Annotated in this window: 30 protein-coding genes and 1 pseudogene; 21 read left to right on the top strand and 10 right to left on the bottom strand. The window is 61.4% G+C overall.

The features are described from left to right. Positions 1-32: 32 nt before the first annotated feature. On the bottom strand, positions 33-218 hold the full coding sequence (locus AB7531_RS22805) for a hypothetical protein (protein WP_441280060.1): 186 nt from the start codon (positions 216-218) through the stop codon (positions 33-35). A 260-nt stretch (positions 219-478) separates the two neighbouring features. Continuing rightward, a complete protein-coding gene (locus AB7531_RS22800) occupies positions 479-724 on the bottom strand; it encodes a hypothetical protein (protein ID WP_135217284.1) in 246 nt (81 codons plus the stop codon). Positions 725-1,189: 465 nt separating this feature from the next. Between AB7531_RS22800 and AB7531_RS22795 the strand changes: the two genes are divergently transcribed. The 3 genes from AB7531_RS22795 to AB7531_RS22785 all read left to right on the top strand — a co-directional run bounded on the left by AB7531_RS22795 (position 1,190) and on the right by AB7531_RS22785 (position 3,133). Beyond that, positions 1,190-1,426 carry a DUF6894 family protein gene (locus AB7531_RS22795; RefSeq protein ID WP_085398587.1) on the top strand — a complete coding sequence of 79 codons (237 nt, stop codon included), beginning with the start codon at positions 1,190-1,192 and terminating at the stop codon, positions 1,424-1,426. A gap of 742 nt (positions 1,427-2,168) precedes the next feature. After that, positions 2,169-2,438, top strand: coding sequence for a hypothetical protein (locus AB7531_RS22790; RefSeq protein ID WP_063983354.1), 270 nt, complete (start codon positions 2,169-2,171; stop codon positions 2,436-2,438). 494 nt (positions 2,439-2,932) lie between these two features. After that, positions 2,933-3,133, top strand: a complete 201-nt coding sequence (locus tag AB7531_RS22785; protein ID WP_084795130.1) for a hypothetical protein — start codon at positions 2,933-2,935, stop codon at positions 3,131-3,133. A gap of 112 nt (positions 3,134-3,245) precedes the next feature. On the opposite strand, the gene AB7531_RS22780 is transcribed toward AB7531_RS22785, so the two are convergent. From AB7531_RS22780 to AB7531_RS22770, 3 genes are all read right to left on the bottom strand, one after another. After that, entirely contained in the window at positions 3,246-3,398 is a 153-nt protein-coding gene (locus AB7531_RS22780) for a hypothetical protein (protein ID WP_161495735.1), read from the bottom strand. A 164-nt stretch (positions 3,399-3,562) separates the two neighbouring features. Next, a complete protein-coding gene (locus AB7531_RS22775; protein ID WP_063983353.1) occupies positions 3,563-3,802 on the bottom strand; it encodes a hypothetical protein in 240 nt (79 codons plus the stop codon). 49 nt (positions 3,803-3,851) lie between these two features. After that, complete coding sequence (locus AB7531_RS22770) at positions 3,852-4,007, bottom strand: hypothetical protein (protein ID WP_187387701.1); 156 nt, start codon at positions 4,005-4,007, stop codon at positions 3,852-3,854. 86 nt (positions 4,008-4,093) lie between these two features. On the opposite strand from AB7531_RS22770, the gene AB7531_RS22765 reads away from it, so the two are divergent. After that, positions 4,094-4,297, top strand: coding sequence for a cold-shock protein (locus AB7531_RS22765; RefSeq protein WP_063983352.1), 204 nt, complete (start codon positions 4,094-4,096; stop codon positions 4,295-4,297). Positions 4,298-4,956: 659 nt separating this feature from the next. On the opposite strand, the gene AB7531_RS22760 is transcribed toward AB7531_RS22765, so the two are convergent. Continuing rightward, the gene (locus AB7531_RS22760; RefSeq protein WP_187387677.1) at positions 4,957-5,133 is read right to left on the bottom strand and encodes a hypothetical protein; all 177 of its coding nucleotides are present in this window, start codon (positions 5,131-5,133) and stop codon (positions 4,957-4,959) included. Between the two features lie 160 nt (positions 5,134-5,293). Between AB7531_RS22760 and AB7531_RS22755 the strand changes: the two genes are divergently transcribed. After that, a complete protein-coding gene (locus AB7531_RS22755) occupies positions 5,294-5,536 on the top strand; it encodes a DUF6894 family protein (protein WP_063983351.1) in 243 nt (80 codons plus the stop codon). Here AB7531_RS22755 and AB7531_RS22750 read toward each other — a convergent pair. The 4 genes from AB7531_RS22750 to AB7531_RS22735 all read right to left on the bottom strand — a co-directional run bounded on the left by AB7531_RS22750 (position 5,533) and on the right by AB7531_RS22735 (position 9,526). Then, positions 5,533-5,763, bottom strand: a complete 231-nt coding sequence (locus AB7531_RS22750) for an ECs_2282 family putative zinc-binding protein (RefSeq protein WP_063983350.1) — start codon at positions 5,761-5,763, stop codon at positions 5,533-5,535. The two genes, AB7531_RS22755 and AB7531_RS22750, sit on opposite strands and share 4 nt — an antisense overlap. A gap of 48 nt (positions 5,764-5,811) precedes the next feature. Beyond that, on the bottom strand, positions 5,812-6,423 hold the full coding sequence (locus tag AB7531_RS22745; protein WP_063983349.1) for a hypothetical protein: 612 nt from the start codon (positions 6,421-6,423) through the stop codon (positions 5,812-5,814). A gap of 694 nt (positions 6,424-7,117) precedes the next feature. Next, positions 7,118-8,308, bottom strand: a complete 1,191-nt coding sequence (locus tag AB7531_RS22740; RefSeq protein WP_063983348.1) for a tyrosine-type recombinase/integrase — start codon at positions 8,306-8,308, stop codon at positions 7,118-7,120. A 333-nt stretch (positions 8,309-8,641) separates the two neighbouring features. Further along, the gene (locus AB7531_RS22735) at positions 8,642-9,526 is read right to left on the bottom strand and encodes a helix-turn-helix domain-containing protein (protein ID WP_245328431.1); all 885 of its coding nucleotides are present in this window, start codon (positions 9,524-9,526) and stop codon (positions 8,642-8,644) included. On the opposite strand from AB7531_RS22735, the gene AB7531_RS22730 reads away from it, so the two are divergent. The 16 genes and pseudogenes from AB7531_RS22730 to AB7531_RS22655 all read left to right on the top strand — a co-directional run bounded on the left by AB7531_RS22730 (position 9,506) and on the right by AB7531_RS22655 (position 25,817). Beyond that, complete coding sequence (locus tag AB7531_RS22730; RefSeq protein ID WP_441280059.1) at positions 9,506-9,685, top strand: hypothetical protein; 180 nt, start codon at positions 9,506-9,508, stop codon at positions 9,683-9,685. The genes AB7531_RS22735 and AB7531_RS22730 overlap by 21 nt on opposite strands. 459 nt (positions 9,686-10,144) lie before the next feature. Then, on the top strand, positions 10,145-11,152 hold the full coding sequence (locus AB7531_RS22725) for a formylglycine-generating enzyme family protein (protein ID WP_063983346.1): 1,008 nt from the start codon (positions 10,145-10,147) through the stop codon (positions 11,150-11,152). Positions 11,153-11,162: 10 nt separating this feature from the next. Beyond that, entirely contained in the window at positions 11,163-12,815 is a 1,653-nt protein-coding gene (locus AB7531_RS22720) for an arylsulfatase (RefSeq protein ID WP_063983345.1), read from the top strand. A gap of 62 nt (positions 12,816-12,877) precedes the next feature. Then, entirely contained in the window at positions 12,878-13,912 is a 1,035-nt protein-coding gene (locus AB7531_RS22715; protein ID WP_231141961.1) for an AAA family ATPase, read from the top strand. A gap of 7 nt (positions 13,913-13,919) precedes the next feature. Further along, the gene (locus tag AB7531_RS22710) at positions 13,920-14,906 is read left to right on the top strand and encodes a DUF58 domain-containing protein (protein ID WP_063983344.1); all 987 of its coding nucleotides are present in this window, start codon (positions 13,920-13,922) and stop codon (positions 14,904-14,906) included. Further along, positions 14,899-15,390: a DUF4381 domain-containing protein gene (locus AB7531_RS22705; RefSeq protein ID WP_187387700.1), complete on the top strand. Its 492-nt coding sequence runs from the start codon at positions 14,899-14,901 to the stop codon at positions 15,388-15,390. The genes AB7531_RS22710 and AB7531_RS22705 overlap by 8 nt, the downstream gene beginning before the upstream one ends. Continuing rightward, positions 15,383-16,381 carry a VWA domain-containing protein gene (locus AB7531_RS22700; RefSeq protein WP_063983342.1) on the top strand — a complete coding sequence of 333 codons (999 nt, stop codon included), beginning with the start codon at positions 15,383-15,385 and terminating at the stop codon, positions 16,379-16,381. The genes AB7531_RS22705 and AB7531_RS22700 overlap by 8 nt, the downstream gene beginning before the upstream one ends. Beyond that, positions 16,374-17,897 carry a vWA domain-containing protein gene (locus AB7531_RS22695; protein ID WP_084795128.1) on the top strand — a complete coding sequence of 508 codons (1,524 nt, stop codon included), beginning with the start codon at positions 16,374-16,376 and terminating at the stop codon, positions 17,895-17,897. Before AB7531_RS22700 ends, AB7531_RS22695 begins: the two co-directional genes overlap by 8 nt. Positions 17,898-17,920: 23 nt before the next feature. Then, positions 17,921-19,288: a BatD family protein gene (locus AB7531_RS22690; protein ID WP_245328429.1), complete on the top strand. Its 1,368-nt coding sequence runs from the start codon at positions 17,921-17,923 to the stop codon at positions 19,286-19,288. Between the two features lie 91 nt (positions 19,289-19,379). Next, positions 19,380-21,065 carry an arylsulfatase gene (locus AB7531_RS22685; RefSeq protein WP_063983340.1) on the top strand — a complete coding sequence of 562 codons (1,686 nt, stop codon included), beginning with the start codon at positions 19,380-19,382 and terminating at the stop codon, positions 21,063-21,065. A 24-nt stretch (positions 21,066-21,089) separates the two neighbouring features. After that, positions 21,090-21,296 (top strand): annotated as a pseudogene (locus tag AB7531_RS22680) (haloacid dehalogenase-like hydrolase); the annotation flags it as partial. Between the two features lie 36 nt (positions 21,297-21,332). Beyond that, on the top strand, positions 21,333-21,842 hold the full coding sequence (locus AB7531_RS22675) for a hypothetical protein (RefSeq protein ID WP_231141962.1): 510 nt from the start codon (positions 21,333-21,335) through the stop codon (positions 21,840-21,842). Positions 21,843-22,141: 299 nt separating this feature from the next. Continuing rightward, complete coding sequence (locus AB7531_RS22670) at positions 22,142-23,173, top strand: DUF1254 domain-containing protein (RefSeq protein WP_231145288.1); 1,032 nt, start codon at positions 22,142-22,144, stop codon at positions 23,171-23,173. A 10-nt stretch (positions 23,174-23,183) separates the two neighbouring features. Continuing rightward, a complete protein-coding gene (locus AB7531_RS22665) occupies positions 23,184-23,423 on the top strand; it encodes a DUF3302 domain-containing protein (RefSeq protein ID WP_063983338.1) in 240 nt (79 codons plus the stop codon). Continuing rightward, the gene (locus AB7531_RS22660; protein WP_063983337.1) at positions 23,423-24,364 is read left to right on the top strand and encodes an HlyD family secretion protein; all 942 of its coding nucleotides are present in this window, start codon (positions 23,423-23,425) and stop codon (positions 24,362-24,364) included. Before AB7531_RS22665 ends, AB7531_RS22660 begins: the two co-directional genes overlap by 1 nt. A 13-nt stretch (positions 24,365-24,377) precedes the next feature. Then, positions 24,378-25,817, top strand: a complete 1,440-nt coding sequence (locus tag AB7531_RS22655; RefSeq protein WP_063983336.1) for a DUF1254 domain-containing protein — start codon at positions 24,378-24,380, stop codon at positions 25,815-25,817. Positions 25,818-25,824: the final 7 nt, after the last annotated feature.

Here is a 25,824-nt window from a genome sequence, read left to right as displayed (position 1 = left end):
GAAATTTGGCGGCTCCCTCAACGAAGCCAGCGTCAATTTACCGCTGATGCCCCCAGGCCGATACCCAACACGATCGCCTTCTGACGTAGCGCGCCTTCGGTTCGCTTGGTCATCTTGGCGATTTTGACGACCGGCGTGCGAGCCTTGGAGTGCGCCTTCAATTCTTTGATATTTTCCTTCGTCCACTCGCGGCGAACCAGCTTTTTCTTCTTGGCCAAAACGGCGCTCCTTCCATGTTGAAGGCGCGGTCTAACAACATGGCGCAATATACGCAACAAACGCTCTGCGCACTTACGGAGATTTAATGGCCGACAACGAACAGCTAGTTCTATCTATTTCGGCTGACACGCGGGAAAATGCAGAACCAGCAAGACAATCGAAACGGCGACTGAGGCGGTAGACGCCAAGACCACGACATCGAAGACCTTGCCGCTCGTTCTGCTCGGCACTTTGCGCCAGTGCATGGCAGTCTTCTCGCTCAGATTTTCGGCGCAGCACCAGCCCGGTCAAAGACCGGCACTTTTTCTTCGTCGTCAGGTGCTGCAGCAGATGGCGTATCTTCTGCCGCGTGCCGCAACGCTTCGGTTTGAGCGTCCAGGCCATCGACAGTTTCATTCGCCTGACTGCCGGAGTCGTGCGGTTTCGTCGGAACTTGGCTGGCGCCGGAACCAGTAACGGGATCCATTGTGCTCGACCCACGTGGCGTCCGATTTTTCTGTGTCATCGGAACCTCCCTGACGAGTCAATTTTTTCGCTCGCTGCAGGTTCCAGCCAGCAGAGTCCGCTAGCAATCGCGGCTATGCCGACGCCGCCGGTTGAAGATCTACTGGCCGCGGGATGGCAAATTGGCGCGGATCGCGATGCGCGCAACGCGGAGGTGGATCTACTGCACATGATGGAAGTCCAGCGGCGCCGCCCAGCCAGCGATGGCCGGCATTACATAGGCGGCCATCGGTGCTGACGACGGTGACCGCGGATGGCGTGACGCGGCGCGCGGTGCATCGTTGGCGGGAGGATCGGGCGGGGAAGCCGGTGAGGCCGCAAGGAGAGGTGCGGAGGAGGGCGTCGTGAGTTGGATGACGCGAGCCCGTTTGCTAGCGCCGCGGCTGCACGGACCCTGTCGTTTTGGACAGGTACGGACCTCCCGGGCTGAGCGCATGATCGCGGCTAAAGGACGAGAGCCGCGGTTATGCGACGTTACTACTTCCCGATCTTCCACAATGGCGAGACACAGGCGGACGAGGTGGGAGAGCTATTTGCCTCTGCTGAACTAGCGATCCAATACGGCGCGCGTGTCGCGCGATATATCGCCAACGATCCCGAATATGACTGTGCTGCGGGCACGGTCGTAATCGGGGTTGACGCCTCGGGAGCAGAGATCGCGCGGCACGGGGCGGGTAATGCCGCCACGCCCCAAGAAGAATAAGCATCGCGCGGTTGCCGCTCCCGAGGATTGGGACGAGGTGTTTGAGACCGGACATGACGGCTTTTCCGATCTGCGATGGGCGGGAATTGCGTTGAATAACGACGGTCGCCCCGATCGCGAAGAAGCGCGCGCCGCGTGGGAGCGGTTTGGGCGCGCGTTTCTTGAGGAGTATGCCTTCCGGAATCCGAACGGCCCAGGCCGCTACGGGCCACCGTGGGCTTTGAGCAAGTTAGGACAACCGCGCTGATGCCGCTTCGGACGCGGAAGAATAGACGCCGCAGGAGCAGCGTGCACGTGACACCGGAGGCAATTGCGTTATTCCAGCGCGGCCTGCAGGAGCGAGATCCCCACAAATTTCGCGACCTGAAGATTGCCCTGGCCGCAGCGCTTAGCCGGAGCAAATTTGCGGCTTGCTCACTAGACCGCCAGCCGCGGTCATTGATCTGCTGTGACCGCGAGCCAGTTGGGGTCGTGCTGGAGATTAGGGCGCGGCTGCAGAGAGAGATCGGGGACCATCTATGCTCCATCACCGGCTGAGGCACTGCCCGTGGGCGTCGGTGGCTGAGAGACCGATAGGGCTCCCGCCTGCACAGCATGGAGCGCATCATGGACCAGCCGTTCCCGGATTTTCTGCATAGGTCGCATCCGTGGGTATTTTAGGAGCGAGCCCAAGCGCCTTTTTCTGATAGCAACCAATCACCGGGCGACGAGTTGCCAGTTTTTCCCAACCGTCAGGGCATCCATGAGTATCCGGGATCAGCGTACGCTCGCCCGTCTGGGCAGACAGAGCGTCTCACGTCCGGAACGAGCGGAGACCGATGCCCAGCAGGCCGCAAGGCAAGGGGATGTTGTGAACCAGGTTGAGGCGACCGAAGAACTTTCCGACGTACCGGATTCGGAAAGTTCGCTGTTCGCGTTGTGCGTGCTCGGCCTGGCGGGCATCGCAACGCTGGGCTGGATCTGCGCGCTCGCCTGGATAGCGTGGCGCCTCGCCGCATGGGTGCTGTCCTGAGGTGGGTTCGCGGCTCTGAAGAAATTGGCCAAAATGCATAGCTTGCCCTTGAAACCGGTTGCTATGATCACTCATGGGTCGTGAATGGTTGTTTCGTATCGCGGTAGTTGTGCTTGGCCTTGTGCCGGTAGCACTGATCGCCTTCGTTCTCTTCGAAAGAGCGTTTCATGGATTTAGCTCAATTGGACCCGCGCTGCCGAGCGCTCCCTCCGTATTGTCAGGGAGGCGCAGCAAATGACCCGCCGTCAGCTCTGGCTTTATCAATCGCTGGTATGGGCATCAACCGCGCTTGCCCTCGCGGTAATCGCATCCATGATGTGGTAAGGCCGCCTCATTGCCGGCGCTGGCCTGTTTCCGAGGCCAGTGGCCTGATTTGAAATTCACGGTGGTTTGATTTGAAAAGTTAACTTTGGAACTGAAGGCGCCCTGTCTGCATATTAAGCTCGCGAGAACTCAAATCCTGCGGTTAGGACCCGTAAAGACGAGGTTGTGTCATGAAACAGCGCCGTCGTTTCACGCAGACCGTGTCACTGGAAGAACGACTTGCCGAAGAAGCAAAACGCCTCCGCGAACAAGCCAAAACCCTCCCCCACTGTCCTCAACGAGAGGATCTCCTCCGCAGGGCTCGGCAAGCTGAGACCGGCTCACACATGAGCGAGTGGCTGAGATCGCCCGGGTTGCGGCCGCCAGAATAGCTGACGACGATGGACCGATACGCGCTCTATTATCGTCTGTTCCTTGGCGATGATGGTAGCCGGCTACCCTACCTGCTGGCCCAATAAGTCGCGAAGGGAGCAATTTTGCTCATCATGCTGCTTCCAGCCGTGCTACTTTTTCCCGATGCGTAACGAATTGGTCTATCGTGGCGTTGTGATCGTGCTGGGGATGCTGCCGGTAGCGGCTACCGTCATTGGCCTGTTTTTCCTGTAAGGCCGTCAGCTGGATCCCGAGGTTGGTCATTCAATAGGAACGATCGTCCGACAGAAAGATTGAGCAATCGGTCTGTGGCTCGTTCCTAGGTTCGCGCCATCCACCCGGAACCGCTCATCGTCTAACGCGCGTTGGGCGATGGGTCGGTTCTCGTAGGGCCGCCTCGGTTGGCAATGCTTCCGCGCCAGTTCGCCTCAGCTGGTCGCGGGTTTCTTTTTGGCTAACCCGTCTTGGCATGGAACGCCGAAGCTGTCGCAAGTGAGCGCGAAAGCATCTTTCGCCTTCGAGTCTTCAAAGCAGAAGACCATGCCGACGTCGGCCCGATCGATCCACCAGTCGACCTTATTCTCCTTCGCAATTCGGGAAGCTTCTCCGCGCAGTAGATCGAGCTGTTTTCCGGCCGCACGGACGATCAGGCAATTTTCCTTGGGCATAATCGCGAATCCTCAAATGATGAAAGTGCACGGCAGCTTGCGCCGCGGATCAAGCTGGTGAGCCTATCACGTCGTACTCGAATGCCACTCCCTCAGGATCGTTCTCCTCGAACCACGTTTCCGCGGCATCGACCGTCGCGAAGACCTTAATCTGATCGACGTCGCCGACCTGTTTGGCGGTGTTAACGTACACAAAGACGATCATTGATCCCTCTTCAGCTTGCGCCGGGCCAGCCTTTCTTTTGTCGGAATTCCGGCACTAGTTTTCGTTTTCAAATATGGAGAAGTTAAGTGGCTTTGGGGACGGTAAAATGGTTCAACCCGACGAAGGGGTACGGTTTCATTCAACCAGATTCGGGCGGCAAGGACGTATTTGTCCACATCTCGGCAGTCGAGAAAGCTGGTTTCACCTCGCTCGCAGAGGGAGCCAAGGTTAGCTTCGACGTCGTATCCAATCGCGGAAAAGAGTCGGCGGAAAATCTGCGGGTGGGGTGAGCATTTGAAACCGCGACCCAACCGCCCGCCGAGTCACGCTGGCGCCTGTCGCTCTGTCCGCATGTAAGGGCTGCGCTCTCTAGGCCCCAACGATTGACGGGCCTTGATTTGGTCCTCTCAACGCGATTTGGGACTCGCCTCCGGTTCGACGGCCGGTTGGTCGATTTCAGGTGCGGCGGGTTCTCGCACGCTATCGTTGGAAGCTTGTCGGTTTCTTTGGAATGCCCATCCGATCAATCCCGCCAGCACGAGGACAGCTCCGGCGAGCATAAACCAGTGTGGATATTCGATCCTGGAAAGCATCGCTGATCCCGCTAATGCTCAGTGTTCACCCTCGTACCGCAGCGGCTGGGTAGGCAACCGATCTTGAGCGCGATGGTTTCGACGACTGCTTGTTTTTTGGTCGGAAAGTGCGTCGCCACCAACGACAGAACACCAGCGATGCAGAGGGCCGTCAGAGCGGCGCCCGCAACGCTTACCGCACCTCGCAACAGCAACTGCCCCAACGCCCGCAACATGGCATCCGCATAACCGGGAAATGCTTAACGAATGCCGCGCGCGATCAACGGCGCTCAGAAAAGCGCGTCGCATCGCGCGGCATCCCATCAGATCAAGGTTCCGCGCAAGCGAGCGCTGTCGGATGACTAGTAGGTGCCCGCCTATTGCGTGCTGAGCGACACGCCAAGAACAAATGCCTTAGCCGCCGTCGCGCCCGGCGTTCGCTTCAACTTCTTTGCGATCTTCGTGACACCAGTCTTTTGCCTCGCAAGTAACTTCAGCGTCTTCAGGTCGTCTTTCGTCCACTCGCGACGAACAGTCTTCTTTTTCTTGGCCAACTCGCCGCTCCTTCATTGATAGGAGCGCGGTCTAACACATGGCGCGCGGTACGCAAATCACTGGTGGACGGCGCTGTTTGACGAACCCTGTCGTTTTTGACAGGTGCGGGCCGTCCCGAGATGTGGGCATGATCGCGGCTAAAGGACGAGGGCCTCGGCTATGCGACGTTACTACTTCCCGATTTTCCACAACGGAGAGACACAGGCGGACGATGTGGGGGAGCTATTTGGCTCTGCTGAACTAGCGGCCCAATACGGCGCCCGTGTTGCTCGGGATATCGCCAGCGATCCCGATTACGATCGGGCTAGTGGCACGGTCGTAGTCGTGGTTGACGGCTCCGGTGCAGAGATCGCAAGGCATGGAGTTGAGGGGCGGGCGGAAGCGGCGGAGGTGAGTGACTAAGTTATCTTGAATCCCTTTACGCCTTTGAATGCCTCTTTGATCTTTCTATTTACGTCGCTCTTAACCAGTTCGACGGCGCGCCTTTTGATGTCACCATAGGGACCAAAGTCGACACCACAATCTTTGCAGGTGGCGTGCGAGTCATCAGTGTGGTTATCGGGCAGGGTGATCTCGGTGCAGCCGCACTTCGGGCACTTGAAGTTCACGTTGATGTTTTCGGTGGTCATTTGGTTCTCGTTTGAGCGCGTTTCGGGATGTTGGCCTATTCCAACATCTCAACCGGCCTTCTGTGTCGTGTAGCCATTGTCGATGATGTAACGGAGAAAACCGCGCGCGCGCGGTGTGATCGCGAATAGCGAACCGTCCTGAGTTCGGGTAATAAGCGTAAAAGATTCCAGAAAATTGAGCCACTGCTCAAAAGTGTAATTCTTGTAGATCTCGGGAAACGCATCCCTTGCTCGCTCATAGAATCGCTTCAGGTCATCCATGGACAGGGGACTTGAATTAAGACGCTCTAAAAGAAGTATCTGGCTGCCAAAAATGAAGTTGTAGGTGCGTTCGAAAAGACCTCCGATCAACAGGCCTGATGATAGTGTGAGCAGCTCACTGTCGTGACTATTCGGGAAGAGCCCTTGGATAATAATTTCGCCTTCTTTTAGCAGGTCGACCGGAATGGCTGCTTCGACCTTCTTTATGGCGTCACTATTCACCTTCGGCGCCGATACATTGGCCTGAGATGGCAGGGGATCGAGCGTCACAGGGCCAACTTTCGTTACCCTTGGGAGCTGAGCGACGATCGCATCGCGGAAATAGTAAGCGATCCAGCTTGCGGCGAACGGCCATGCTGCCGCCTTCACGAATTCGACCAGTAGCTTAAGGTATTCCATCGCCCGTTTCCCCCCAACCCGCCGCCACCATAAGGCGAGCCAATCGGGGAGGGCAACTAGTCTTTGGAATGGACGGCTCCATCCACTCGCCATCTTCGTTGGCCATGCTCTGTGTATGTCCGATTCGATTGACTGGAACGACGATACACCGCGCCGCCTAGCGGTGATTGCCAAACTGGCTTTCCCGATGGAGGGATGACCGCGAGCAGCCTAAGGCGAGAGGCCGAGCGCGGCCGGCTCGCCGTTGAGCGCATCGCTGGAAAAGACTTCACGTCGTTTCAGGCAATTGCCGAAATGCGGAAGCTGTGTCGCGTTGAGCGGAAACAAACACCCAGCTTTCCCCATGGGGCGTTTTCAGTGAAGCGCTCGGGGGCATCGTGGGCTGTAGCGGACCGGCCGACGCATGGGCGGCGCGCCTGCTAGGGGGGGCTGTACGCGGCCCGTAGCGCGGCCACGGCTGCGCTGCTGACGCGTACCGATGAGAGCCAGATGCGCGCCGTCGCGATTGCCCAGAGCCTGGAATGGGCCATGGAGCGTGAGGACTCGGCGGCACTGCTTAGGGTGGTTGAGGACGTGGCATCCCGGCCTGGGGCGTTCGCGCTATAATCGCAAGACAGATTCGGCGGCCAGTCACCTGACAACCATCAAGCCTGCGCCGCCGAGGCCCGCTCCAGCCGCAAAGCTGGGGCGGGCTCTACTTTCCGCCGCAGTAGGCGGCCCAATCATCCATCAGCGCCCGGCGCTTCTTAAGGGCATCCCCCCGGCGGTAAGCGCGCTCAACGGTATCACCTGCAGCATGGCCCAGCGCGGCTTCCGACACGTAGTTCTCGTGCTCGGTCTCCTCGGTTGCCCAATCCTTGAAGGTGCTGCGGAAACCATGCGTGGTCGCGTCACCACCGCCATGGGCACCGATTACCTTTCCGAAGGTCATATCGGATATAGGTCGGTTGGCGCGCACGCCCGGGAATACTAGGTGATTGAGTGACTGTGCCTTCATCGCCTTCACGATCTCAACTACGCGATCGCAGAGCGGGACTCGAAGCTCCCTCCGTTCCTTCGTGCGCGGGGCAGGGATCGTCCACGTAGCGGCATCAAGGTCAAACTCATCAAATACAGCTAGGCGGGTCTCGGCGCTTCTGGTGGCCGTCAAGATAAGAAATTCCAGCGCTCTCGCGGTTATCGTGTCGGTGCCGCGCAGGCGCCCCACGAAGGCGGGCGCGGCCTTGTAGGGTAGGGCTTCGTGATGGCCGCGCGTGGACTCGTCCGGTTTGTGGAGGACGTGCTCCAGGTTGCCCTTCCACGCGGCCGGATTGTCGCCACTACGCAGCCCCTCAACCTTGGCTGCGTCAAGCACACGCTCAATGCGCCAGCGGAGCTTCTCCGCGGTCTCCTGCTTGGTGCCCCAGAGGGGACGCACAGCCGCCAGCACGTCCTGTATGTCGATGTCCGCCAGCGCCTTGCCGCGCATCAGCTTTACGTGGTTGGTGAGGGTGTTCCGCCAACCGGCCTCGGTCTTGGCACCTCGCCACCGGCCGGCCTTCACGGCGGCGTCTATGTATGCGTCGGCGTATTTGCCGAAGGTCATCACACTGGCCGTCACCTTGGCCGCCTCAATCGCCTCAACGGCCCGGTGGGCGATTGGATCAATGCCACGTCGGAGTAGGGCGCGGGCTCCCTCGGCTCTCTGGCGCGCCTCTCCGAGCCCTATAGTGTGCAATGGGCCAATGCCCATCTCCCGGCGCTTGCCAGCGAAGCGATAGTCCAGAATCCAGTATCGGCCGTTGCCTTTGGTGACCAACCAGAGACCACCCCCATCGCGTAGCTTTATGGATTTGCTCGCCGCTATGCCCTTCACCGTTAGCGCATTTAAGGTGTGGCTCCCCATTTCGTATCCCCGCTAGCTTCCCCGCTTTTTCCCCGCTATCGGGGTACGCGCTAGCAGTAACCGCTATGGACGATATGGGCAATGGCCCTCCTACGTAACTGCGTTATAACGGCTTTTTTGCTCGGCCATATTGAATACGTTACCGGTATGGGCAAGAACAAATATCCAGCCCGGGGAGCCAAAATCCAGCAAATTCAAAGCCTTACTTGCGTTGCAATTGCGCAACACTACCCGCGGCCGCCGCGTTGGGCCCGGTGCACGGCTGTGCAGTCGACCGGTGGAGCTGGAATCGGTCGGACCATAGCCGTCCCCCAGCACAGCCGAACCAGGCGCCTATAATTCATGCTCAGAGGGTTGAACCCTCAGGCGAGGGACAGTTCGTCCTCCCAGGGTCTGCGACGGACGTTCCCCGAACATCGCATGGTAATATTGCGAGAACCGCCCGAGCTCGTAGAAGCCCTGCTGCATGGCGACAGCGGCCACGGTCGTCGAGCCGGGAACGCTCTCATGCAGAATGGAATGAACGGCACACAGCCGCTTGTGCCTGAGGAAGCTGACCGGGCCCAAGCCGAACACCTCCTGGAACGCGCGATGGAGGGTGCGGCGCGACACCCCGAGAGCGGCGCAGATCTCCGAGACATGCACCGGGCGCGTGCCGGCCTCGTCGAGATACTCCTCGACCCGGCGGATCAGCCGCCTTGCCGAAGGCAGCCAGCCGGTGTCGTCGGGCGGCAGTGACGACATCACGTTGGCCGCCATGCATTCGACGATCGATCGCTTCCAGAAATCGGCGGTCGAGGGCGTCAGGCCGCTCCTGTAGGTGCGCAGATGCGACATGATCCGGACCAGACGATGTGCGGCGATCGCGCCGCCATCGGGGTCCGCCCGGAAATGGTCGCGCCTGCGCCAGGTGTCGGGATTGCTCAGCCTCGCTTCGCCGCCGAACAGCGATGCGACCTCGTTGATGTCGAAGCGCATGGCGGCGTAAGCGGATCCACCGTGAAAGATTCCGTCATGCTCGAGCAGCGGCGGGATCACGAGCACGTCGTTGAGGCGCATGTCGAAGGACCAGTGGGTGACGCGCTCTTCGGCCGCGAGCAACATCCCGATGATCAGCTTGTCGTCGCTGGCGACGCGCTGCGTACGCATGCCGACGCTGAAGGTGCCGATGCTGAGCGAGAAATCGCCGATGCCGACATGGGACAGCGATCCGCGCAATCGCCCGCGCCCGAGCTGCATAACATCGACGTGCGAGCCGTGAACGGCCTGGTGAAGACCTTCGAAGCCGTCAAGCTTACGCGAATCAACCAGAAGGAATTGGCCCATGGCGCCACCCTGTTACTCAAGCGCGACAATTCTGCGGCAGGCGGCGGCTGAATACCACCACAACGCGAAGTGGGTACGACGAGCCGAGTTCGCGCTTTGAGGTAAATTATCACCGAATTTGACGCGAGCTGTGCACCACATGATGCTGTGGATTGAGGAATTTGCGACATGTGTCGTTAAGCCTCACCGATCGGCGCGACGTATTGGCACAAACTGCACATCACGGGCATCCAATCTTCGGATACCATTTGCAACCTAGGCGATTTCGGTGACGATCGCTCTGCGAACCGCGGGGCGAGGATGGCGGTATGGTGTTGCCGCGGGCTCGAAGGATGTGCGCAAAAGAGGGAGAGATGCTGACGCAAGTTTACGACACCCATCTCGCACCCTCGGCGCCAAGAAGAGGGGACCAGACAATGCGTCCAGAATGCCGGGCAATGTGTTCTCGTCGACGCCTGCTGAAGTCCGCGCCATAGTATCGGGTGGAATACTCGTATCGGAGTTTCCACAATGCTGCGGGCAGATACGGATCACTGCGAGTGGTTACCGGACGACGCGAAGACCGGCGAGATGGTCTTCATTCCCGGCGGGACCTTCCGTATGGGATCCGACCATCATTATCCCGAGGAGGCGCCGAGCCACCGCGTCTCCGTCGACGGTTTCTGGATCGACCGCACCTCCGTCACCAACCGGCAGTTCAAGCAATTCGTCAACGCGACCGGCCACGTCACCGAGGCGCAGATCGTTCCCGACCCCAAGGACTATCCCGGCGCGCTGAAGGAGATGCTCTACGCCGGCTCGCTGGTGTTCTCGCCGCTGCCGCGCATCACCGATCTCACCGACTGGAGCCAATGGTGGTCCTTCATGCGCGGCGCCAACTGGCGTCATCCTTACGGCCCCGGCAGCAACATCAAGGGCCTCGACGACCATCCGGTCGTGCACGTCTCCTATAGCGATGCGGCAGCCTATGCCCGCTGGGCCGGCAAGGAGCTGCCGACGGAAGCGGAATGGGAGTTCGCCGCGCGCGGCGGCCTCGACGGCGAGGAGTTCGCCTGGGGCGATGCGCTGATGCCCGGCGGCAAGCACATGGCCAACATCTGGCAGGGCAATTTCCCCGTCCAGAATCTCGGCGAGGATGGGTTCGAGCGTACCTCGCCGGTCATGGCTTTCCCGCCGAACGGCTACGGCCTCCACGACATGATCGGCAATGTCTGGGAGTGGACCTCGGACTGGTGGTCGTCAAAGCATGCCGCCGACGCCGCAAAGCCCTGCTGCATCCCGAACAATCCGCGTGGCGGCCGCGAGGACGCGAGCTACGACCCGCGCCTGCCGGACATCAGGATCCCGCGCAAGGTTCTAAAGGGCGGCTCGCACCTCTGCGCGCCGAATTACTGCCGCCGCTATCGTCCCGCCGCCCGCCACGCCGAGCCGGTCGATACGTCGACGAGCCACGTCGGGTTCAGGTGTGTGGTTCGAGCAGTCGATCCGAATTCAGTGAGATCACCGACCACAAAGTAGGAGCATCGGAATGAGCCGTGGAATTAGGAGCAAGACCGGGACGGACGCAAATGATGCCATCAATCGTCGCAATCTCCTTCTCGGGACGTCTTCCCTAGTTGCCGCCGCGGCCCTAACATCGGAGGCATTAGCGCAAGCCCAGAAGGCAGCACCAGGCGGCTCGCCGGCAGCGACATCATCCGGTCGCAAGCCGAACATCCTCTTCATCATGGGCGACGACATCGGCTGGTTCAATGTCAGCGCCTACAACATGGGAGTGATGGGCTACCGTACCCCCAACATCGATCGCATCGGCAAGGAGGGGGCGGTATTTACCGACTGGTACGGACAGCAGAGCTGTACCGCAGGCCGCGCCGCCTTCATCACCGGCCAATCGCCTATCCGAACCGGCCTGACGAAAGTTGGTCTTCCCGGCGCCGAGCTCGGCCTGGGACCGCTCGACCCTAGTGTCGCCGATGTGCTCAAGACCTACGGCTACGCCACCGGCCAGTTCGGCAAGAACCATCTTGGTGACCGCGACGAACATCTTCCGACGGCGCATGGCTTCGACGAGTTCTTTGGCAACCTCTATCATCTCAATGCCGAGGAGGAGCCCGAGAATCCCGACTATCCCAAGGACCCGGAGTTCCGGAAGAAATTCGGGCCGCGCGGCGTCATCAAATCAACTGCCGACGGCAAGATCGAGAATACCGGCCCATTGAATGCCAAGCGTATGGAGACCATCGACGAGGAATTTCTTGGCGCGGCCAAAGATTTCATCAACCGACAGCATCGGGCCGACAAGCCCTGGTTCTGCTATTTCAACTCGACGCGCATGCACATTTTCACACATTTGAAGAAGGCGTCGGAAGGAAAGACAGGTCTCGGGACCTACCCTGACGGAATGGTCGAGCACGACGGCATGGTCGGAGAACTGCTCAAGCTTGTGGATGACCTCGGTGTCACCAACAACACCATTGTCGTCTACACCACCGACAATGGCGCCGAGGCATTCACCTGGCCGGACGGTGGCTCAACGCCGTTCAAGGGTGAGAAGGCCACGAACTGGGAAGGCGGCTTCCGCGTCCCGTGCTTGATGCGCTGGCCGGGTGTCATCCAACCGGGCACGATCATCAATGATATCTGTGCCCACGAAGACTTCATCCCGACCTTCGCCGCAGCGAATGGCGATCCGGACCTCGTCGAGAAGGTCAAAAAAGGTTCAATGCTGAACGGCAAGACTTTTAAGGTCTATCTGGACGGTTTCAATCTGATGCCGTTCTTGAAGGGCGACGTAAAAGAATCGCCCCGCAAGGAATTCCTGTACTGGAGTGATGACGGCGACTTGATGGCTCTTCGTCTGCGCGATTGGAAGATCAGCTTCATGGAGCAGCACACGGAAATAGGTCCCAAGACCCCGCTTGGAGTCTGGCAGGGCAATTTCACCAAGCTTCGCGGGCCAAATCTCTACAATTTACGGACAGATCCATTCGAACGTGGGCCCGACAGCATCTATTACGCCGATTGGCAGGCGCACCGCGCATTTATGTTCGTGCCGGCGCAGGCCATTGTCGCGAAGTACATCGAGAGCTTCAAGGAATTTCCACCGCGCGCCAAGGCGGCAAGCTTCACCGTCAGCGACGTCATGGACAAGCTGACGACAACGCCTCCGGGCAAGAACTGACAAAAGCGGCCTACCGGCCGGCTGCGTTCCGGCCGGACGCTTCTCGATGAGACTGGAAGGACATGTCGGATTCCGGAACGGCGCAAACGTCAGGCTTCACAGAGCGAGCGGACACCAAACGCTCGGCCTCCCGCGATGCCGTGCTCGAGCTGAAATCGCGGATCGGAAAGTCCGTGCTTGGCCAGGATCATCTGGTCGAGAGCATGCTGATTGGCCTTCTTGCCAACGGTAATCTTCTGATCGAGAGCCTGCCCGGTCTCGCCAAGACGCGGGCAGTCAAGACGCTGGCAAAGCATCTCGCCGCTGATTTGTCGCGCGTGCAATTCACCCCGGATCTCCTGCCGTCGGACGTGACTGGCGCCGAGATCTACGTCCAGACCGACAAGGGTGGACAGTTTGAATTTCAGAAAGGGCCGATCTTCGCCAATCTTGTGCTCGCCGACGAGATCAACCGCGCTCCGGCCAAGGTGCAGTCCGCGCTGCTCGAGGCCATGGAGGAACGCCAGGTCACGGTTGCAGGCAAGACTTACAAAATGCCGGACCTCTTCATGGTGCTCGCGACCGAAAACCCGATCGAGCAGGAAGGCACCTATTCGCTCCCCGAAGCGCAGCTCGACCGCTTCCTGATGCATGTCGTCATCACTTACCCCGACGAGGCATCCGAGGGCGAGATCATCCGGCTCAATCGCGCCGAGAACGCGCAAGCACCGAAGGATCACACCTCGGAGCCGCCGCCGATCCCGCAACAGGCGATCCTGGACGCACGTGGTGAGATCGACGGCATCTTCGTCTCGGACCTCGTTCAGAAGTACATCGTCGACGTGATCTACGCGACGCGCTTTCCCGGGCGCTATGGCGAACCGCTGAGCAAATGGATCCAGGTCGGCGCCAGCCCGCGCGGCAGCCTGGCGCTCGATCGTTCCGCGCGGACTCGCGCCTGGCTCGATGAATACGATTTCGTGACGCCCGACCACGTGCGCGCGGTGATCCACGACTGCCTGCGCCACCGGATCATCCTCAGCTACGAGGCAGTGTCGCAGGGCGTTACGCCCGATCAGGTGATCGACAAGATTACCGAGCTAGTTGCGGCAGCCTGAGGCCATCATGACCGAGACATCAGCCAATATGCCAGGTGTCTATGTCGGTCTTCACGAATTGATCGCGCTCGAACATCGCGGACGCAAGGTCTCCTTCCTTCCGCGCCAACCCGTGCATAGCCTTTTGTCCGGCCGCTTTGCGTCCCGCATGCGGGGCCGGGGCCTGAACTTCGAGGAGATCAGGGATTATCGTCCCGGCGACGACGTCCGCTCGATCGACTGGAAGGTGACGGCGCGCCTGCGCAAGCCGCATATCCGGGTCTTCAACGAGGAGCGCGACCGGCAGACGATCCTGGTGGTGGATCAGCGCCTGTCGATGTTCTTCGGCAGCCGGCATGCGATGAAATCGGTGACGGCGGCCGAGGCCGCAGCGATCGGGGCGTGGCGGGTGCTAGGCGTCGGCGATCGCGTCGGCGCCGTCGTGTTCAACGATCGAGACTTCATCGAGGTGACGGCGCGCCGCAGCCGGGCGACCGTGCTCCAGATCCTCGCGGCGGTCGTCACGCAGAACCAGGCGCTCGGCGTCGGGCGCGGTCTGGTGTCCGCGCCGGCGATGCTCAACACCGCGCTCGATCATGCAAGGCGTCGGGCACCGCACGATGCCGCCGTGATCATCATCAGCGATTTCGACGGCGCGGACGCTGCAACGCGCGATATGGTCGCCGCGCTGGCGCGGCACAATGACGTCGTCGCTGCGTTGGTCCATGATCCCCTGCAAAGCGATCTGCCACCGTCGGCCAGCATGACGGTGACCGATGGCGAGTTGCAGATCCGGCTTGATGTCGGCCGTGACAGCGTCCGCAAGAGCGTAGCGCAGGTCACCCGGGACCGCCTGAAAGGCATCTTCGACTGGACGCACGAGCTCGGAATTCCCGTGCTGCCGCTGAGCGCGGCGGAGGACACCGCTGCGCAGCTTCGGCGTCTTCTTGGTGGTCTGCCGGCCGGTCGTGGCCGCGCGGCCCCGCATAACCAGACGGAGGCGGCTCTTGGCTGAGGCTACATCCGTGACTGCCGACCCGGTGGCCGGCCTAATCGACTTCCCGCTGCCGCGCGAGGTCAGCCTCTGGCCACAGACCTGGGAGGCGAGGCTTGCGATCGCCCTGCTGCTCGCGGCCATCTGCGCTACCGTGTGGCGCGTGGCGCATCTGCGCCGTGTCAACCGCTATCGCCGCGAAGCGCTCGCGGAGCTTGATAGCATCGAGCATGCGCGAAATTCGGTGCCGTCGGAGCTGTTGTCGAAGCTGACCTTGCTGGTGCGGCGCACGGCGCTCGCGGCCTTTCCGCGCGAGCGAGTGGCGCCACTGGTCGGGCCGGCATGGCTGGCCTTCCTCGATCGCAGCTGTGGAGGCGAGGAGTTTTCTCACGGCGTAGGCCAGCTGCTCGCGAGTGGTCCTTATCGGCAGATTCCGCCTGATGGCGCCGAGCTGCAATCGCTGGTCCGTCTCGTGCGCCGCTGGATCAGGGGGCATCATGCTTGAATTCGCCTGGCCATGGTTGCTTCTGCTGTTGCCGCTGCCAGTCCTGGCGTGGTGGCTGCTGCCGCCATACCGGGCGCGGCAGGCCTCGATCCAGGTGCCCTTCTTCGACAGGCTGGCGGCGGCGACCGGGCAGACGCCGCAGCGCGGCGCGGTCGTCCTTGAACGCCGCACCGTCCAGATGGTCGCGGCAGTGGCCATCTGGACGCTGCTGGTTGTGGCGCTGGCCCGGCCGCAATGGGTCGGCGAGGCGGTGACGCGCGAGGTCTCCGCGCGCGACCTGATCCTGGCGATCGACATTTCGGGATCGATGGATCAGCGCGATTTCAAAGCGCCGGACGGTACGTCGCTCACCCGTCTCGACGGCGTCAAGCGCGTGGTCAGAGACTTCATCGCCCGCCGCAAGGGCGACCGCGTCGCCCTGATCCTGTTCGGCACCATGGCCTATGTGCAGGTGCCATTCACGCAAGACCTCCAGACGGCGCAGCAACTGCTCGATCAGGCGGGGGTCGGCATGGCCGGCCAGCAGACGGCGATCGGCGACACGATCGGTCTTGCCATCAAGACGTTTGCAGCCAGCAGGGCGAAGCAGAAGCTCCTGATCCTCCTGACGGACGGCAACGATACGGCGAGCCGGGTGCCGCCCGAGCACGCCGCCGACATCGCTCGCCAGAACGATGTCACGGTCTACACCATCGGCGTTGGCGATCCCGCAGCCTCGGGCGAGAACCGCGTCAACCTCGCCGTCTTGCAGCATGTCGCGGACGCCACCGGAGGGCACTTTTTTCGCGCCGAGGATGGCGCGCAGTTGCAGGCGATCTATGCCGATATCGATCGCCTCGCGCCGGCCAAGCTTCAGACCTTGTCATGGCGGCCGAAGCTGCCGCTGTTTCAATGGCCGTTCGGCCTGGCCATCGCGATCGGTCTGCTCTTGTGGCTCTGGCTCCTGCTCGGCAGCGAGTGGCGCCGGATGAGGAGCGTCAGCCATGCGTGACGCAGCCACCATGTCCTTCCATCTCTTACGCCCGCTCTGGCTGCTCGCGCTGCTCCCGCTTGCTGTCGTGTTTGCGGTGCTGCTTCGCCGGCAAGATGTGCGCGCGCAATGGGGTGGCGTGATCGCGCCGCATCTGCTGACGCATCTCATCGTGCGGCCGGGACAAGGACGCCAAATCAACCCGCTCTATCTCGTCGCCGCCGGAATGATGCTCGGCATCATCGGCCTGTCCGGTCCGACCTGGCGCCGCGAGCTTCCGCCCTTTGTCGAAGACAAGGCACCGTTGATGATTGCGCTCGCAGTCGGATCATCGATGAATGAGACCGATGTGGCGCCCTCGCGCCTCGAACGCGCCAAGCAGAAGATCAGGGATCTGCTGGCGGCCCGCGCGGGCGCCAGGACCGGGCTCGTGGCCTTTGCCGGCACCGCGCATCTGGTGATGCCGCCGACCGACGACCGGTCCGTGATCGAGCCGTTTCTGGCCGCGCTTGAGCCAGGGCTAATGCCGGCGGATGGCAAGAACGTTGCGGGTGCGGTCGCGCTGGCGGCCGACGCGCTGGCGGCCGAACCGGTCCCCGGAACGGTCCTGCTGGTCGCGGACGATCTCGGGACCGCGGATGCGGCCGCCGTGCGGCAGGCAGCCGGACGCAATGGTCTCGTCATATTCGCGGTCAGCCCGGATTCATCGGCGCTGCCCGCTGGCGCGGACGTCATTCGGGTCAGCATCGACGGCTCGGACATCGTGCGACTGGAGCGCCGGATCGAAACGCACTTTCAGGCCGCCCAGGGCGATGCGTTCGGCACGCAATGGCGGGATGAGGGCTATTGGCTGCTGCCGCCGCTGGCCCTGTTGAGTCTTCTCTGGTTCCGGCGCGGTACGACAGTGGCGTGGGTCCTGGCTCTCTTCATCGTGACGCACGCCAGCGCTTCGAGAGCCGAGGAGACATCGCGCTTTACTAATCTTTGGCTGACGCCGGATCAACAGGGACGGCTTGCATTTGACCGTGGCGACTATGCCGCCGCGAAAACGACGTTTGCCGATCCAATGTGGCGCGGCATCTCGGCTTACCGCGCATACGATTTTCTCGCCGCTGCCGAGGAATTCTCGCGCGTTGACACGCTGGAGGGAAAATTCGCGCTGGGCAACGCGCAGGCGCAGAACCACGCTTATGAGAAAGCGCTCAAGACCTATGACGAGGTGCTCAAGGCGCAACCCGGCAACGCCGCCGCGAAGACGAACCGCGCCATCGTTCAGGCGGCGCTGGATGCGCGTGAAGCCAAGCGCCGCAAGCAGGAGCAGGATGACCCTGCACCGCCGGATGAGAAGGCCGACGAGATGCGCGTCGATCCCAATCAGAAAGGCGGAAAGAAGATCACGGTCACACCGCAGGACGTCACCACTGCCGGCGCCGCCGAGGCCTGGATGCGTCAGGTCCAGACCTCACCTGCGGATTTCCTCAAACTCAAATTCGCGATCCAGGCGGCCGCTCCAGCCCAGGGGAGGGTGTCGCAGTGAGAGTTTGGATCGGCTTCATCGCCTTGCTGCTCGGCGGCGCGCTCCCGTCGCAGGCTGTGTATGCGCAGCAATCAGTGGCGCTCGAGCCGATCGTGCAGGTGACGATCGCCCCGCCGCGAGTCGTGGTTGGGCAAAAAACCACGTTGAGTGTCCTGGTCCTGGCGCCGAACTACATGACGTCGCCGCCCGAACTGCCGGATTTTCAGGTGCGCAACGCGGTGACACGACAATTGCAGAGCGTCAACACCAGCGAGCAGCGCGATGGCGTGCCCTATGCCGGTGTGCGGTTTGAATACGCGATCTCGCCGCAGGAGCCGGGGTCCTACGCCGTCGCCAACCAGATCGTCAGGATCAAATATGCGGCCGAGCCGCCAGCCACCCGTGAGGTGGCTGTCGCGCTGCCACGCGTGTCATTCGAAGCATTCATTCCGGATGCGGCGAGCGCGCTTCGCCCGTTCGTATCGGCCAACAGCCTGACCGCCGAGCAGGACGTCAGGCGTTCGTCTGACCCGCTCAAGGCCGGTGACGCCGTGACACGAACCATCACGATCCGGGCGGAAGGCACGCCGGCGATGCTGCTGCCGCCTCAGCAATTCCCGTCTGTCGATGGCTTGAAGCTTTATCCGGCGCAGCCGAAGCTCGAGGACAAGGTCGACGGGCGCTCCGACGTCATGACGTCGACCCGCGTCGATTCCGCAACGTATATGGTGGAGCGGGCAAGTGACAATTCGCTGCCGTCCATCGATATCGGTTGGTGGAATGTCGGCAGCGGCAAGGTCGATCAGGTTCATCTCGAGGCCGTGCCGCTCAAGGGAACCGTGACTTCGGCGGTGGCGGGTCCAGCTTCTTCGAACCAATCAGCTCGGCGGTGGACGTGGGATAGCGTCGTCGACTTTATCTTCGACCACTGGCTGACGGCCCTGCTCTTGGTGGCCGTCACCGCCGGGTTCGCTTGGTTTGCTCCTCGTGTGACCCGCCGCGTTGCGGGCAATCTTCATCGTCGGCACCAGGCCTATCTTCAGTCGGAGGCGTTTGCCTTCAGCCGGTTGCGCCGCGCGATCCGCCATCGCGACTCAAAAGCGTCTTATTTTGCACTGCTTGAATGGCTGCCGCATCTCAACGCGACGCAACCTCCAATTTCGGCCGGAGCTTTCAAGGCCGCCGCACGCGATCCGGAGCTGGATCTCCAGCTTGATGCGATCGAGAGCGAGTTGTTCGGAAATCGGGGCAATCCGGCTCATTGGTCTCCACGCCGGCTGCTCCACCAATTGGTCGCCGCCCGCCGCAAGCTGCGCCCGCGCGCCGGAAGCCGGGCCACGACAGGTCTGCCCCCGCATTTGAACCCGGTCGGGACCCCGAAGGTCACCGCGTATGGAAAACCCGCGAGATAAGCAAAGCACAGGAGGCCACTCAGACGGAACGGACGATCTAGATTCGCCCTCATCCACGCCAACCAACATCGAATAAGTCAGGGAGCGTCGAATGACCAACGAGACGAAGAAGCAGAATAATGCCGTTGTTGATTCCACCTGTAGCGACCATTCGGCGATTCATCGCCGCGCCGTGTTGCTTGGCACATCGTCGATCGTCGCAACAGCGGCGCTGACATCGCAGGCACTGGCGCAGGCTCAGAAGGCGGCTCCTTCGGCGGCGCCGACTGCGGCGCCCGCCGCGGGCCGCAAGCCCAACATTCTCGTCATCTTCGGTGACGACATCGGCATCCCGCAAATCAGCGCCTACACCATGGGCATGATGGGATATCGCACGCCCAACATCGACCGCATCGCGAATGAAGGGGCGATCTTCACCGACGCCTACGGCCAGCAGAGCTGCACAGCCGGTCGTGCCTCCTTCATCCTGGGGCAGGAACCGTTCCGGACCGGCCTTCTCACGATCGGTATGCCGGGCGACCCCCACGGCATCCAGGATTGGATGCCGACGATTGCCGACGCCATGAAGACCCAGGGCTATGCCACCGGGCAGTTTGGCAAGAACCATCTGGGCGACCGCGACGAACATTTGCCGACGAAGCATGGCTTCGATGAGTTTTTCGGCAATCTCTACCACCTCAACGCGGAGGAGGAGCCGGAAGGGTACTTCTATCCCAAGGATCCGAACTTCCGGAAGCAGTATGGTCCGCGTGGCGTCATCAAATCATCGGCGGACGGAAAGATCGAAGATACTGGACCGCTGAATACCGCGCGCATGCCGACGGTCGACGAGGAGTTCCTGGGGGCAGCCAAGGACTTCATCGGCCGTCAGGCCAAGGCCGACAAGCCGTTTTTCGTCTGGTTCAACTCGACGCGCATGCACGTGTTCACGCATCTGAAGAAGGAGTCGCTCGGCAAGACCGGCAAGGGCATCCACGCCGACGGCATGGTGGAGCACGACGGGATGGTCGGGGAGTTGCTCAAGCAACTCGATGACCTCGGCATCGCTGAGAACACGATCGTTCTCTATACGACCGACAACGGCGCCGAAATCGCGCTTTGGCCGGACGGAGCCATGACCCCCTTCCATGGCGAGAAGGGCACCACATGGGAAGGCGGCATGCGCATTCCCATGATGGTGCGCTGGCCCGGCGTGGTGAAGCCCGGCACCCAGTACAACGACATTATCTCGCTGACCGACTGGTTCCCGACCCTCTGTGCAGCGGCGGGGATCCCCGACGTCAAGGAGAAGATGAAGACGGGATTTGCAGGTGCAGGCGGGAAGAACTTCAAGGTTCATCTCGACGGCTACAACTTCATGCCGTTCCTCAAAGGCGAGGCCAAGCAAGGACCACGCGAGGCGATCTATTACTTCGATCAGGGCGGCAACCTCAATGCCATCCGGTGGAACGACTGGAAGCTGAGCTTTGCCTCGTCGAAGGGAAACATCGCAACCGGCACGCGTGAGGTTACGGCCTGGTCGCTGATCACCAATCTGCGCATGGATCCATATGAGCGTGGCTTGGAGGAGGGCGGCGAGGCGATGAAATTCCTCGCCCAGAACATGTGGCTCATCGTGCCGGTGCAGGGCAAGATCAAGGAGTTCTTCTCCGATTTCGATCAGTTCCCCTATCAGGAAGGCAGTTCGCTGAACGCGGGCAGCATCAACTACGGAATGCTCCGGCAGCAAGCGGCGCTGAAGCGGCTCAACGAGCTTGAAACCCTCAAGCCGCAATAGCAACGGGCAGAAAGGACAAGTGTGCTGATGGTTAGGGTTTACGCTGTGCTGCCTGCATGTCTCGCAGCCATCTCCGTTGCGGTGGCTGTTGCGGTGGCGCAGCCGGCGGATCCCTTGCCATCGTGGAACGATGGCGCGGCGAAAAAGGCGATTTCCGATTTCGTCGCGCGCGTCACGACGCAAGGCGGAACGGACTTTGTGCCGCCCGCCGAGCGCATTGCCGTGTTCGATTTCATCAACGAAGCAAGAACAATGTGAGAAACCAAGATGCTTGAACATATGCGCGTTTTTCGGTTGACGACCTGCTTGCTGGCGCTGGCCACCGGCGCTTCTCTTCCGATCGGGGCTGCGGCGGCGGCGCCGCTTCAGCCTGCCGCCATTCACTGGGACGCCGCCACATCGTCTGATCTCATCGAAGTGCGCGCGGCCGTTCGTCGCGGCGGAGCTGCCATGGGTCCGCGCGGTGGGGCCGTGGTTCACCGCGGCGGCGCCGTGGTCGGGCCTCGCGGCGCGGCCTATCGCGGCGGCACCGTGGTGCGCGGACCGCGCGGCAACGTTGCAGTTCGCCGAACCACGGCCGTGGCGGGACGCGGCGGCTGGGCGCGGCCCGGCTGGTACGGTTGGCCGAGGGGCGGTGCCATTGCGGCGGGCGCCGCGATCGGTTTCGTGACAGCGGCCACGGCTGCTGCCTGGGCAGGTGCTGCGCCTGCGCCCGGCATGTGCTGGTACTACACCGATCCGTCCCGGACCCAGGGCTTTTGGGATTACTGCCAGTGATGGTGGGGCGCCGATCGATGTGATGCTCGCCTGCGAAGGCCAACCGGGGCGGACGCTTACCGGCCCGGTTCCCATCTCCGGACAAGATACGCGTCCGATCCCCAATGGTGGGTAGAACGATCAACAAAGTGCTGGATGGAGGTTTAGAAATGCAGCCTGGTCGCGCGCGTCTACGGGCCGAGCAAAGCCGCGATGACCGGAGCATGGAAGCCGCCGCCACTGGAGCCGATGCAATGATGAACGGGACAACGCGTCGGATTTTTGTCGCCGGCTTCCGGTTTCGAACGCGAGGATCAGCGATGAAATTGAGATATGTCTTTTGGGGATTGCAGGGGATACTTATCTGCACAGGTGCGGCCTTGGCGCAGGTTTCAAACACAATTCCCGTCACGGTCGACAATTTCATCCGTGCGGAATCCGATCTCTATCTCAGCGTCGTCGCGATTAAAGAAGGCGGCTTCGGCAGGTTCGAGCACCATCGTGAACTGTCACCGATTGATGCCCAGACCATCGTCCGGATGAACCGCGACACACTCTACTCGGCGGCTGTGTTCGATCTCGATGCCGGCCCCGTAACGGTTACGCTGCCGGACGCGGGCAAGCGTTTCATGTCTCTTCAGCTTATCAGTCAGGATGAGTATTCACCGCCTGCGCTCTATGGCGCCGGCAAGCACACCATCACCAAGAGGCAGATCGGAACGCGTTATGTGCTTGTCGGCGTACGAACGCTGGTCGATCCCAACGACGCCGCCGACGTGAAGAAGGTTCATGCGCTCCAGGACGCGATCAAAGTCGACCAGCCCGGAGGGCCGGGCACGTTCGAGGTACCGAAATGGGACCCGGTCAGCCAGAAAAAAGTTCGCGACGCGTTGATCGTTCTGGCCACAACGCTCACCGACACCAGCCGCTCCTTCGGCACCAAAGATCAGGTCGATCCGGTCCAGCGTCTCATCTCGGCAGCTGCGACGTGGGGCGGCAATCCACGGAAAGATGCCATCTATCTCAATTACACGCCGCCGAAGAACGATGGAAACTCGATCTACAAGCTCAGCGTCAAGGATGTGCCCATCGACGGCTTCTGGTCGATCAGTCTCTACAACGCTGACGGCTATTATCAGAAGAATCCGTATGAGGCTTATTCGCTCAACAACATCACATCGAAGAAAAATGCGGATGGATCGGTTAGCGTTCAATTCGGCGGCTGCGACGGCACGATTCCCAACTGCCTGCCGATCATGAGCGGCTGGAGCTACACGGTGCGGCTCTATCGCCCGCGTCCCGAAATCTTGAACGGCAAGTGGAAATTCCCGGAGCCGCAGCCGGCGAGCTAGAGGATCGACCATGAGCGGCTACGACATCTTCGCTTGGATCGTGCTCATCATTCTCGTCGTGAGCGCGATCGGCGTGGTCTGCATCGCCGGCTGGTTGCCGGGACACATCGCGAAGTCCCGCAACCATCCTTACGCGCAGGCGGTGACGGTCGCGGGCTGGATTACGTTGTTCTTCGGCTTCGCGTTGTGGCCGATTGCCTTGATCTGGGCCTATGTCGACGTACCCTCGCGCAAGGCGGGAGACGCGTGATGGCGGTCGCGATCCTCAACATCTATCTGCTGCTGCTGTTCCTGCTGGTGCGCTTCAAGGTCGTACCTTTCAACACCTTTTGGAAGGCTTCGCCGTTCATCGTTCTGGTGCTCGTGATGTTCGGGCTTCTGGTTCCGATGGGCTGGGGTGCGCCGCAAGGTAACGCGCTGGTGGTACGCAATGCCGTATCGATCGTACCCGACGTGGCGGGTGAGGTGATAGACGTGCCGGTGGTGGCGAACACTCCGCTCAAGACCGGAGACGTGCTGTTCAAGATCGATCCGACGCCCTACGCGGCGCAGGTCAAGGCCATCGAGGCCCAGTTCAAGCTTGCCAAGACGCGCCTGGGCCAAATGACGCAGCTCTACGAGCGCGACGCCGGCCGCGGCTTCGACGTCGAGCAGCGCCAATCGGAGGTCGACCAGCTTGGCGGTCAGTTGGAGTCGGCACAGTGGAATCTCGACAAGACGGTCGTGCGCGCACCGACCGACGGCTATGTCACCAACCTTGCGCTGCGCAAGGGTGCCCGGGTGGCGAACCTGCCGCTGTCGCCGGTGATGGCGTTCATTGATACTTCCAATACGATCATCGGGGTCGAGATCAACCAGATCGACGCCCGCTACGTCGCACCCGGACAGGACGTCGAAGCCACGTTCAAGTTCGCGCCCGGGCGGATCTACACTGGCAAGGTCGAAAGCGTGCTTCAGGCGATCGCGACCGGGCAGGCGCAGACCTCGGGTACGGCGGTGCTGCCAAAGGCGATCGAGGCGGCCCCCTTCATCGTTCGGGTCAAGCTCGACGATGCTGCCTTCGCCGACCGCTTGCCAGCCGGCAGCGCCGGAACGGCGGCGATCTATACTGACCATCTGAAGCCGACCCACATCGTCCGTCGCGTGGTCCTGCGCCAGCTTGCGATCCTCAACTACGTCAACCCGTTCTAGAGAGGAGCCGCCGATGAAAAAGACGATCATTGGAGCAGCTATCGCAATAGCTCTCGCGGTGTCGGGCACACACGCCCAGAGCATTTCACCGGACGAACTGAACAGCCGCAGCATCCAGCGCCGCGCCATAGAGGCCGTAATCTGGGGGATGCCGGTGGTCAACTACGACTTGATGCTCCAGGAAATGTTCGCGAAGACGGAAGGAAAGGTAGGGCAGGCGATCTATTGGGGGCGGCCGCTGGATTGGCACAACCAAACCCTGACCCCGAATCCCGACGCGCTCTATTTCATGGTGTTCTTCAACACCAAGGACGGTCCGGTCGTGCTCGACCTGCCGCCCGGCGACAATGACGGCTCGTTCAACGGCAACATCGTGACGGTCTGGCAGATGCCGCTCGAAGACGCCGGGCTTCTCGGTGCCGACAAGGGAAGCGGGGGAAAATATCTGGTTCTGCCGCCGGGGTATTCAGGCAAACCGCCGGACGGATACGTCACACTGCAATCCGATACGTTCGGCGGATACATGCTGTTCCGATCAAATCTCAGGAGCCACGGCCCCGCCGACGTCGCGACGTCCATCGCCTACGGCAAGCGGCTCAAGGTGTATCCGCTGGCGCAAGCCGAAAATCCTCCTGCGACCGTTTTCACCGACGTCAAGGACGTCAACTACGATTCGACCATCCGCTATGACGAGAGCTTCTTCGAGCATCTTGATCGCATGGTGCAGAGCGAGCCATGGCTGCAGCGCGATCGGGCGATGATCGATCAGCTCAAGACGCTCGGTATAGAGAAGGGAAAGCCGTTCCAACCGGCTGATGCGACCAAGACCCTGCTGGCGTCTGCGGCACGTGAGGCCGGGGCTCTGCTGGAAGCGAAATACGACGCCGGCCTGCCACCATTCTTCTCGACGACGAGCCGCTGGACCTTTCCCGCGCCGCCAGATCTGATCAAAGCGGCGCAAGAAGGTTATGCGGATCCGGAACAGTATCCGGTCGATCAGCGTGGCATGGCCTACAGCTACGCTTATATCGGCATCAAGCGCCTCGGTTCGGGGCAGTTCTACCTGATCTCGATCCGGGACAAGGACGGCCAATCGTTCGAGGGTGGCCAGTCCTATCGGCTGACCGTGCCGGCCAATCCGCCGGTCGAGCAATATTGGTCCGTCACGGCGTATGACCGGCAGACCCATGCGCTGATCAAGAACATGTCGCGCGCCAGCCGCTCCTCGCAGATTCCCGAGTTGCAGAAGAACGCGGATGGCTCGGTCGATATCTATTTTGGCCCGGCGGCGCCGGCGGGCAAGGAATCGAACTGGGTGCCGACCGACCCGAACCGCAAGTTCGAGTTGATGTTCCGCGCCTATGCGCCGACCAAGGCGCTTTTCGACCACAGCTGGAAACTGTCTGACGTCGAGCGGATCGCAGCGACTGTGGGAGGTGCGACGAAGAACTAGATCGCTG

The sequence above is a fragment of the Bradyrhizobium sp. 63_E2_N1_3 genome, assembly GCF_052076005.1.
In the GTDB taxonomy this organism is placed as follows: domain Bacteria; phylum Pseudomonadota; class Alphaproteobacteria; order Rhizobiales; family Xanthobacteraceae; genus Bradyrhizobium; species Bradyrhizobium barranii.
The sequence above is the reverse complement of the archived record's forward strand: the minus strand, read 5'-3'. Positions and strand labels throughout refer to the sequence as shown.

Coding starts and splice junctions, on each gene's coding strand:
- AB7531_RS22695 (WP_084795128.1), top strand. CDS start 16,374: ATGCGTGACGCAGCCACCATGTCCTTCCATCTCTTACGCCCGCTCTGG.
- AB7531_RS22785 (WP_084795130.1), top strand. CDS start 2,933: ATGAAACAGCGCCGTCGTTTCACGCAGACCGTGTCACTGGAAGAACGA.
- AB7531_RS22790 (WP_063983354.1), top strand. CDS start 2,169: ATGAGTATCCGGGATCAGCGTACGCTCGCCCGTCTGGGCAGACAGAGC.
- AB7531_RS22670 (WP_231145288.1), top strand. CDS start 22,142: ATGAAATTGAGATATGTCTTTTGGGGATTGCAGGGGATACTTATCTGC.
- AB7531_RS22755 (WP_063983351.1), top strand. CDS start 5,294: ATGCGACGTTACTACTTCCCGATTTTCCACAACGGAGAGACACAGGCG.
- AB7531_RS22800 (WP_135217284.1), bottom strand. CDS start 724: ATGACACAGAAAAATCGGACGCCACGTGGGTCGAGCACAATGGATCCC.
- AB7531_RS22770 (WP_187387701.1), bottom strand. CDS start 4,007: ATGATCGTCTTTGTGTACGTTAACACCGCCAAACAGGTCGGCGACGTC.
- AB7531_RS22745 (WP_063983349.1), bottom strand. CDS start 6,423: ATGGAATACCTTAAGCTACTGGTCGAATTCGTGAAGGCGGCAGCATGG.
- AB7531_RS22715 (WP_231141961.1), top strand. CDS start 12,878: ATGTCGGATTCCGGAACGGCGCAAACGTCAGGCTTCACAGAGCGAGCG.
- AB7531_RS22795 (WP_085398587.1), top strand. CDS start 1,190: ATGCGACGTTACTACTTCCCGATCTTCCACAATGGCGAGACACAGGCG.
- AB7531_RS22655 (WP_063983336.1), top strand. CDS start 24,378: ATGAAAAAGACGATCATTGGAGCAGCTATCGCAATAGCTCTCGCGGTG.
- AB7531_RS22660 (WP_063983337.1), top strand. CDS start 23,423: ATGGCGGTCGCGATCCTCAACATCTATCTGCTGCTGCTGTTCCTGCTG.
- AB7531_RS22710 (WP_063983344.1), top strand. CDS start 13,920: ATGACCGAGACATCAGCCAATATGCCAGGTGTCTATGTCGGTCTTCAC.
- AB7531_RS22775 (WP_063983353.1), bottom strand. CDS start 3,802: ATGCCCAAGGAAAATTGCCTGATCGTCCGTGCGGCCGGAAAACAGCTC.
- AB7531_RS22675 (WP_231141962.1), top strand. CDS start 21,333: ATGCTTGAACATATGCGCGTTTTTCGGTTGACGACCTGCTTGCTGGCG.
- AB7531_RS22720 (WP_063983345.1), top strand. CDS start 11,163: ATGAGCCGTGGAATTAGGAGCAAGACCGGGACGGACGCAAATGATGCC.
- AB7531_RS22685 (WP_063983340.1), top strand. CDS start 19,380: ATGACCAACGAGACGAAGAAGCAGAATAATGCCGTTGTTGATTCCACC.
- AB7531_RS22750 (WP_063983350.1), bottom strand. CDS start 5,763: ATGACCACCGAAAACATCAACGTGAACTTCAAGTGCCCGAAGTGCGGC.
- AB7531_RS22780 (WP_161495735.1), bottom strand. CDS start 3,398: ATGACCAACCTCGGGATCCAGCTGACGGCCTTACAGGAAAAACAGGCC.
- AB7531_RS22700 (WP_063983342.1), top strand. CDS start 15,383: ATGCTTGAATTCGCCTGGCCATGGTTGCTTCTGCTGTTGCCGCTGCCA.
- AB7531_RS22725 (WP_063983346.1), top strand. CDS start 10,145: ATGCTGCGGGCAGATACGGATCACTGCGAGTGGTTACCGGACGACGCG.
- AB7531_RS22665 (WP_063983338.1), top strand. CDS start 23,184: ATGAGCGGCTACGACATCTTCGCTTGGATCGTGCTCATCATTCTCGTC.
- AB7531_RS22730 (WP_441280059.1), top strand. CDS start 9,506: ATGGGACAGCGATCCGCGCAATCGCCCGCGCCCGAGCTGCATAACATC.
- AB7531_RS22740 (WP_063983348.1), bottom strand. CDS start 8,308: ATGGGGAGCCACACCTTAAATGCGCTAACGGTGAAGGGCATAGCGGCG.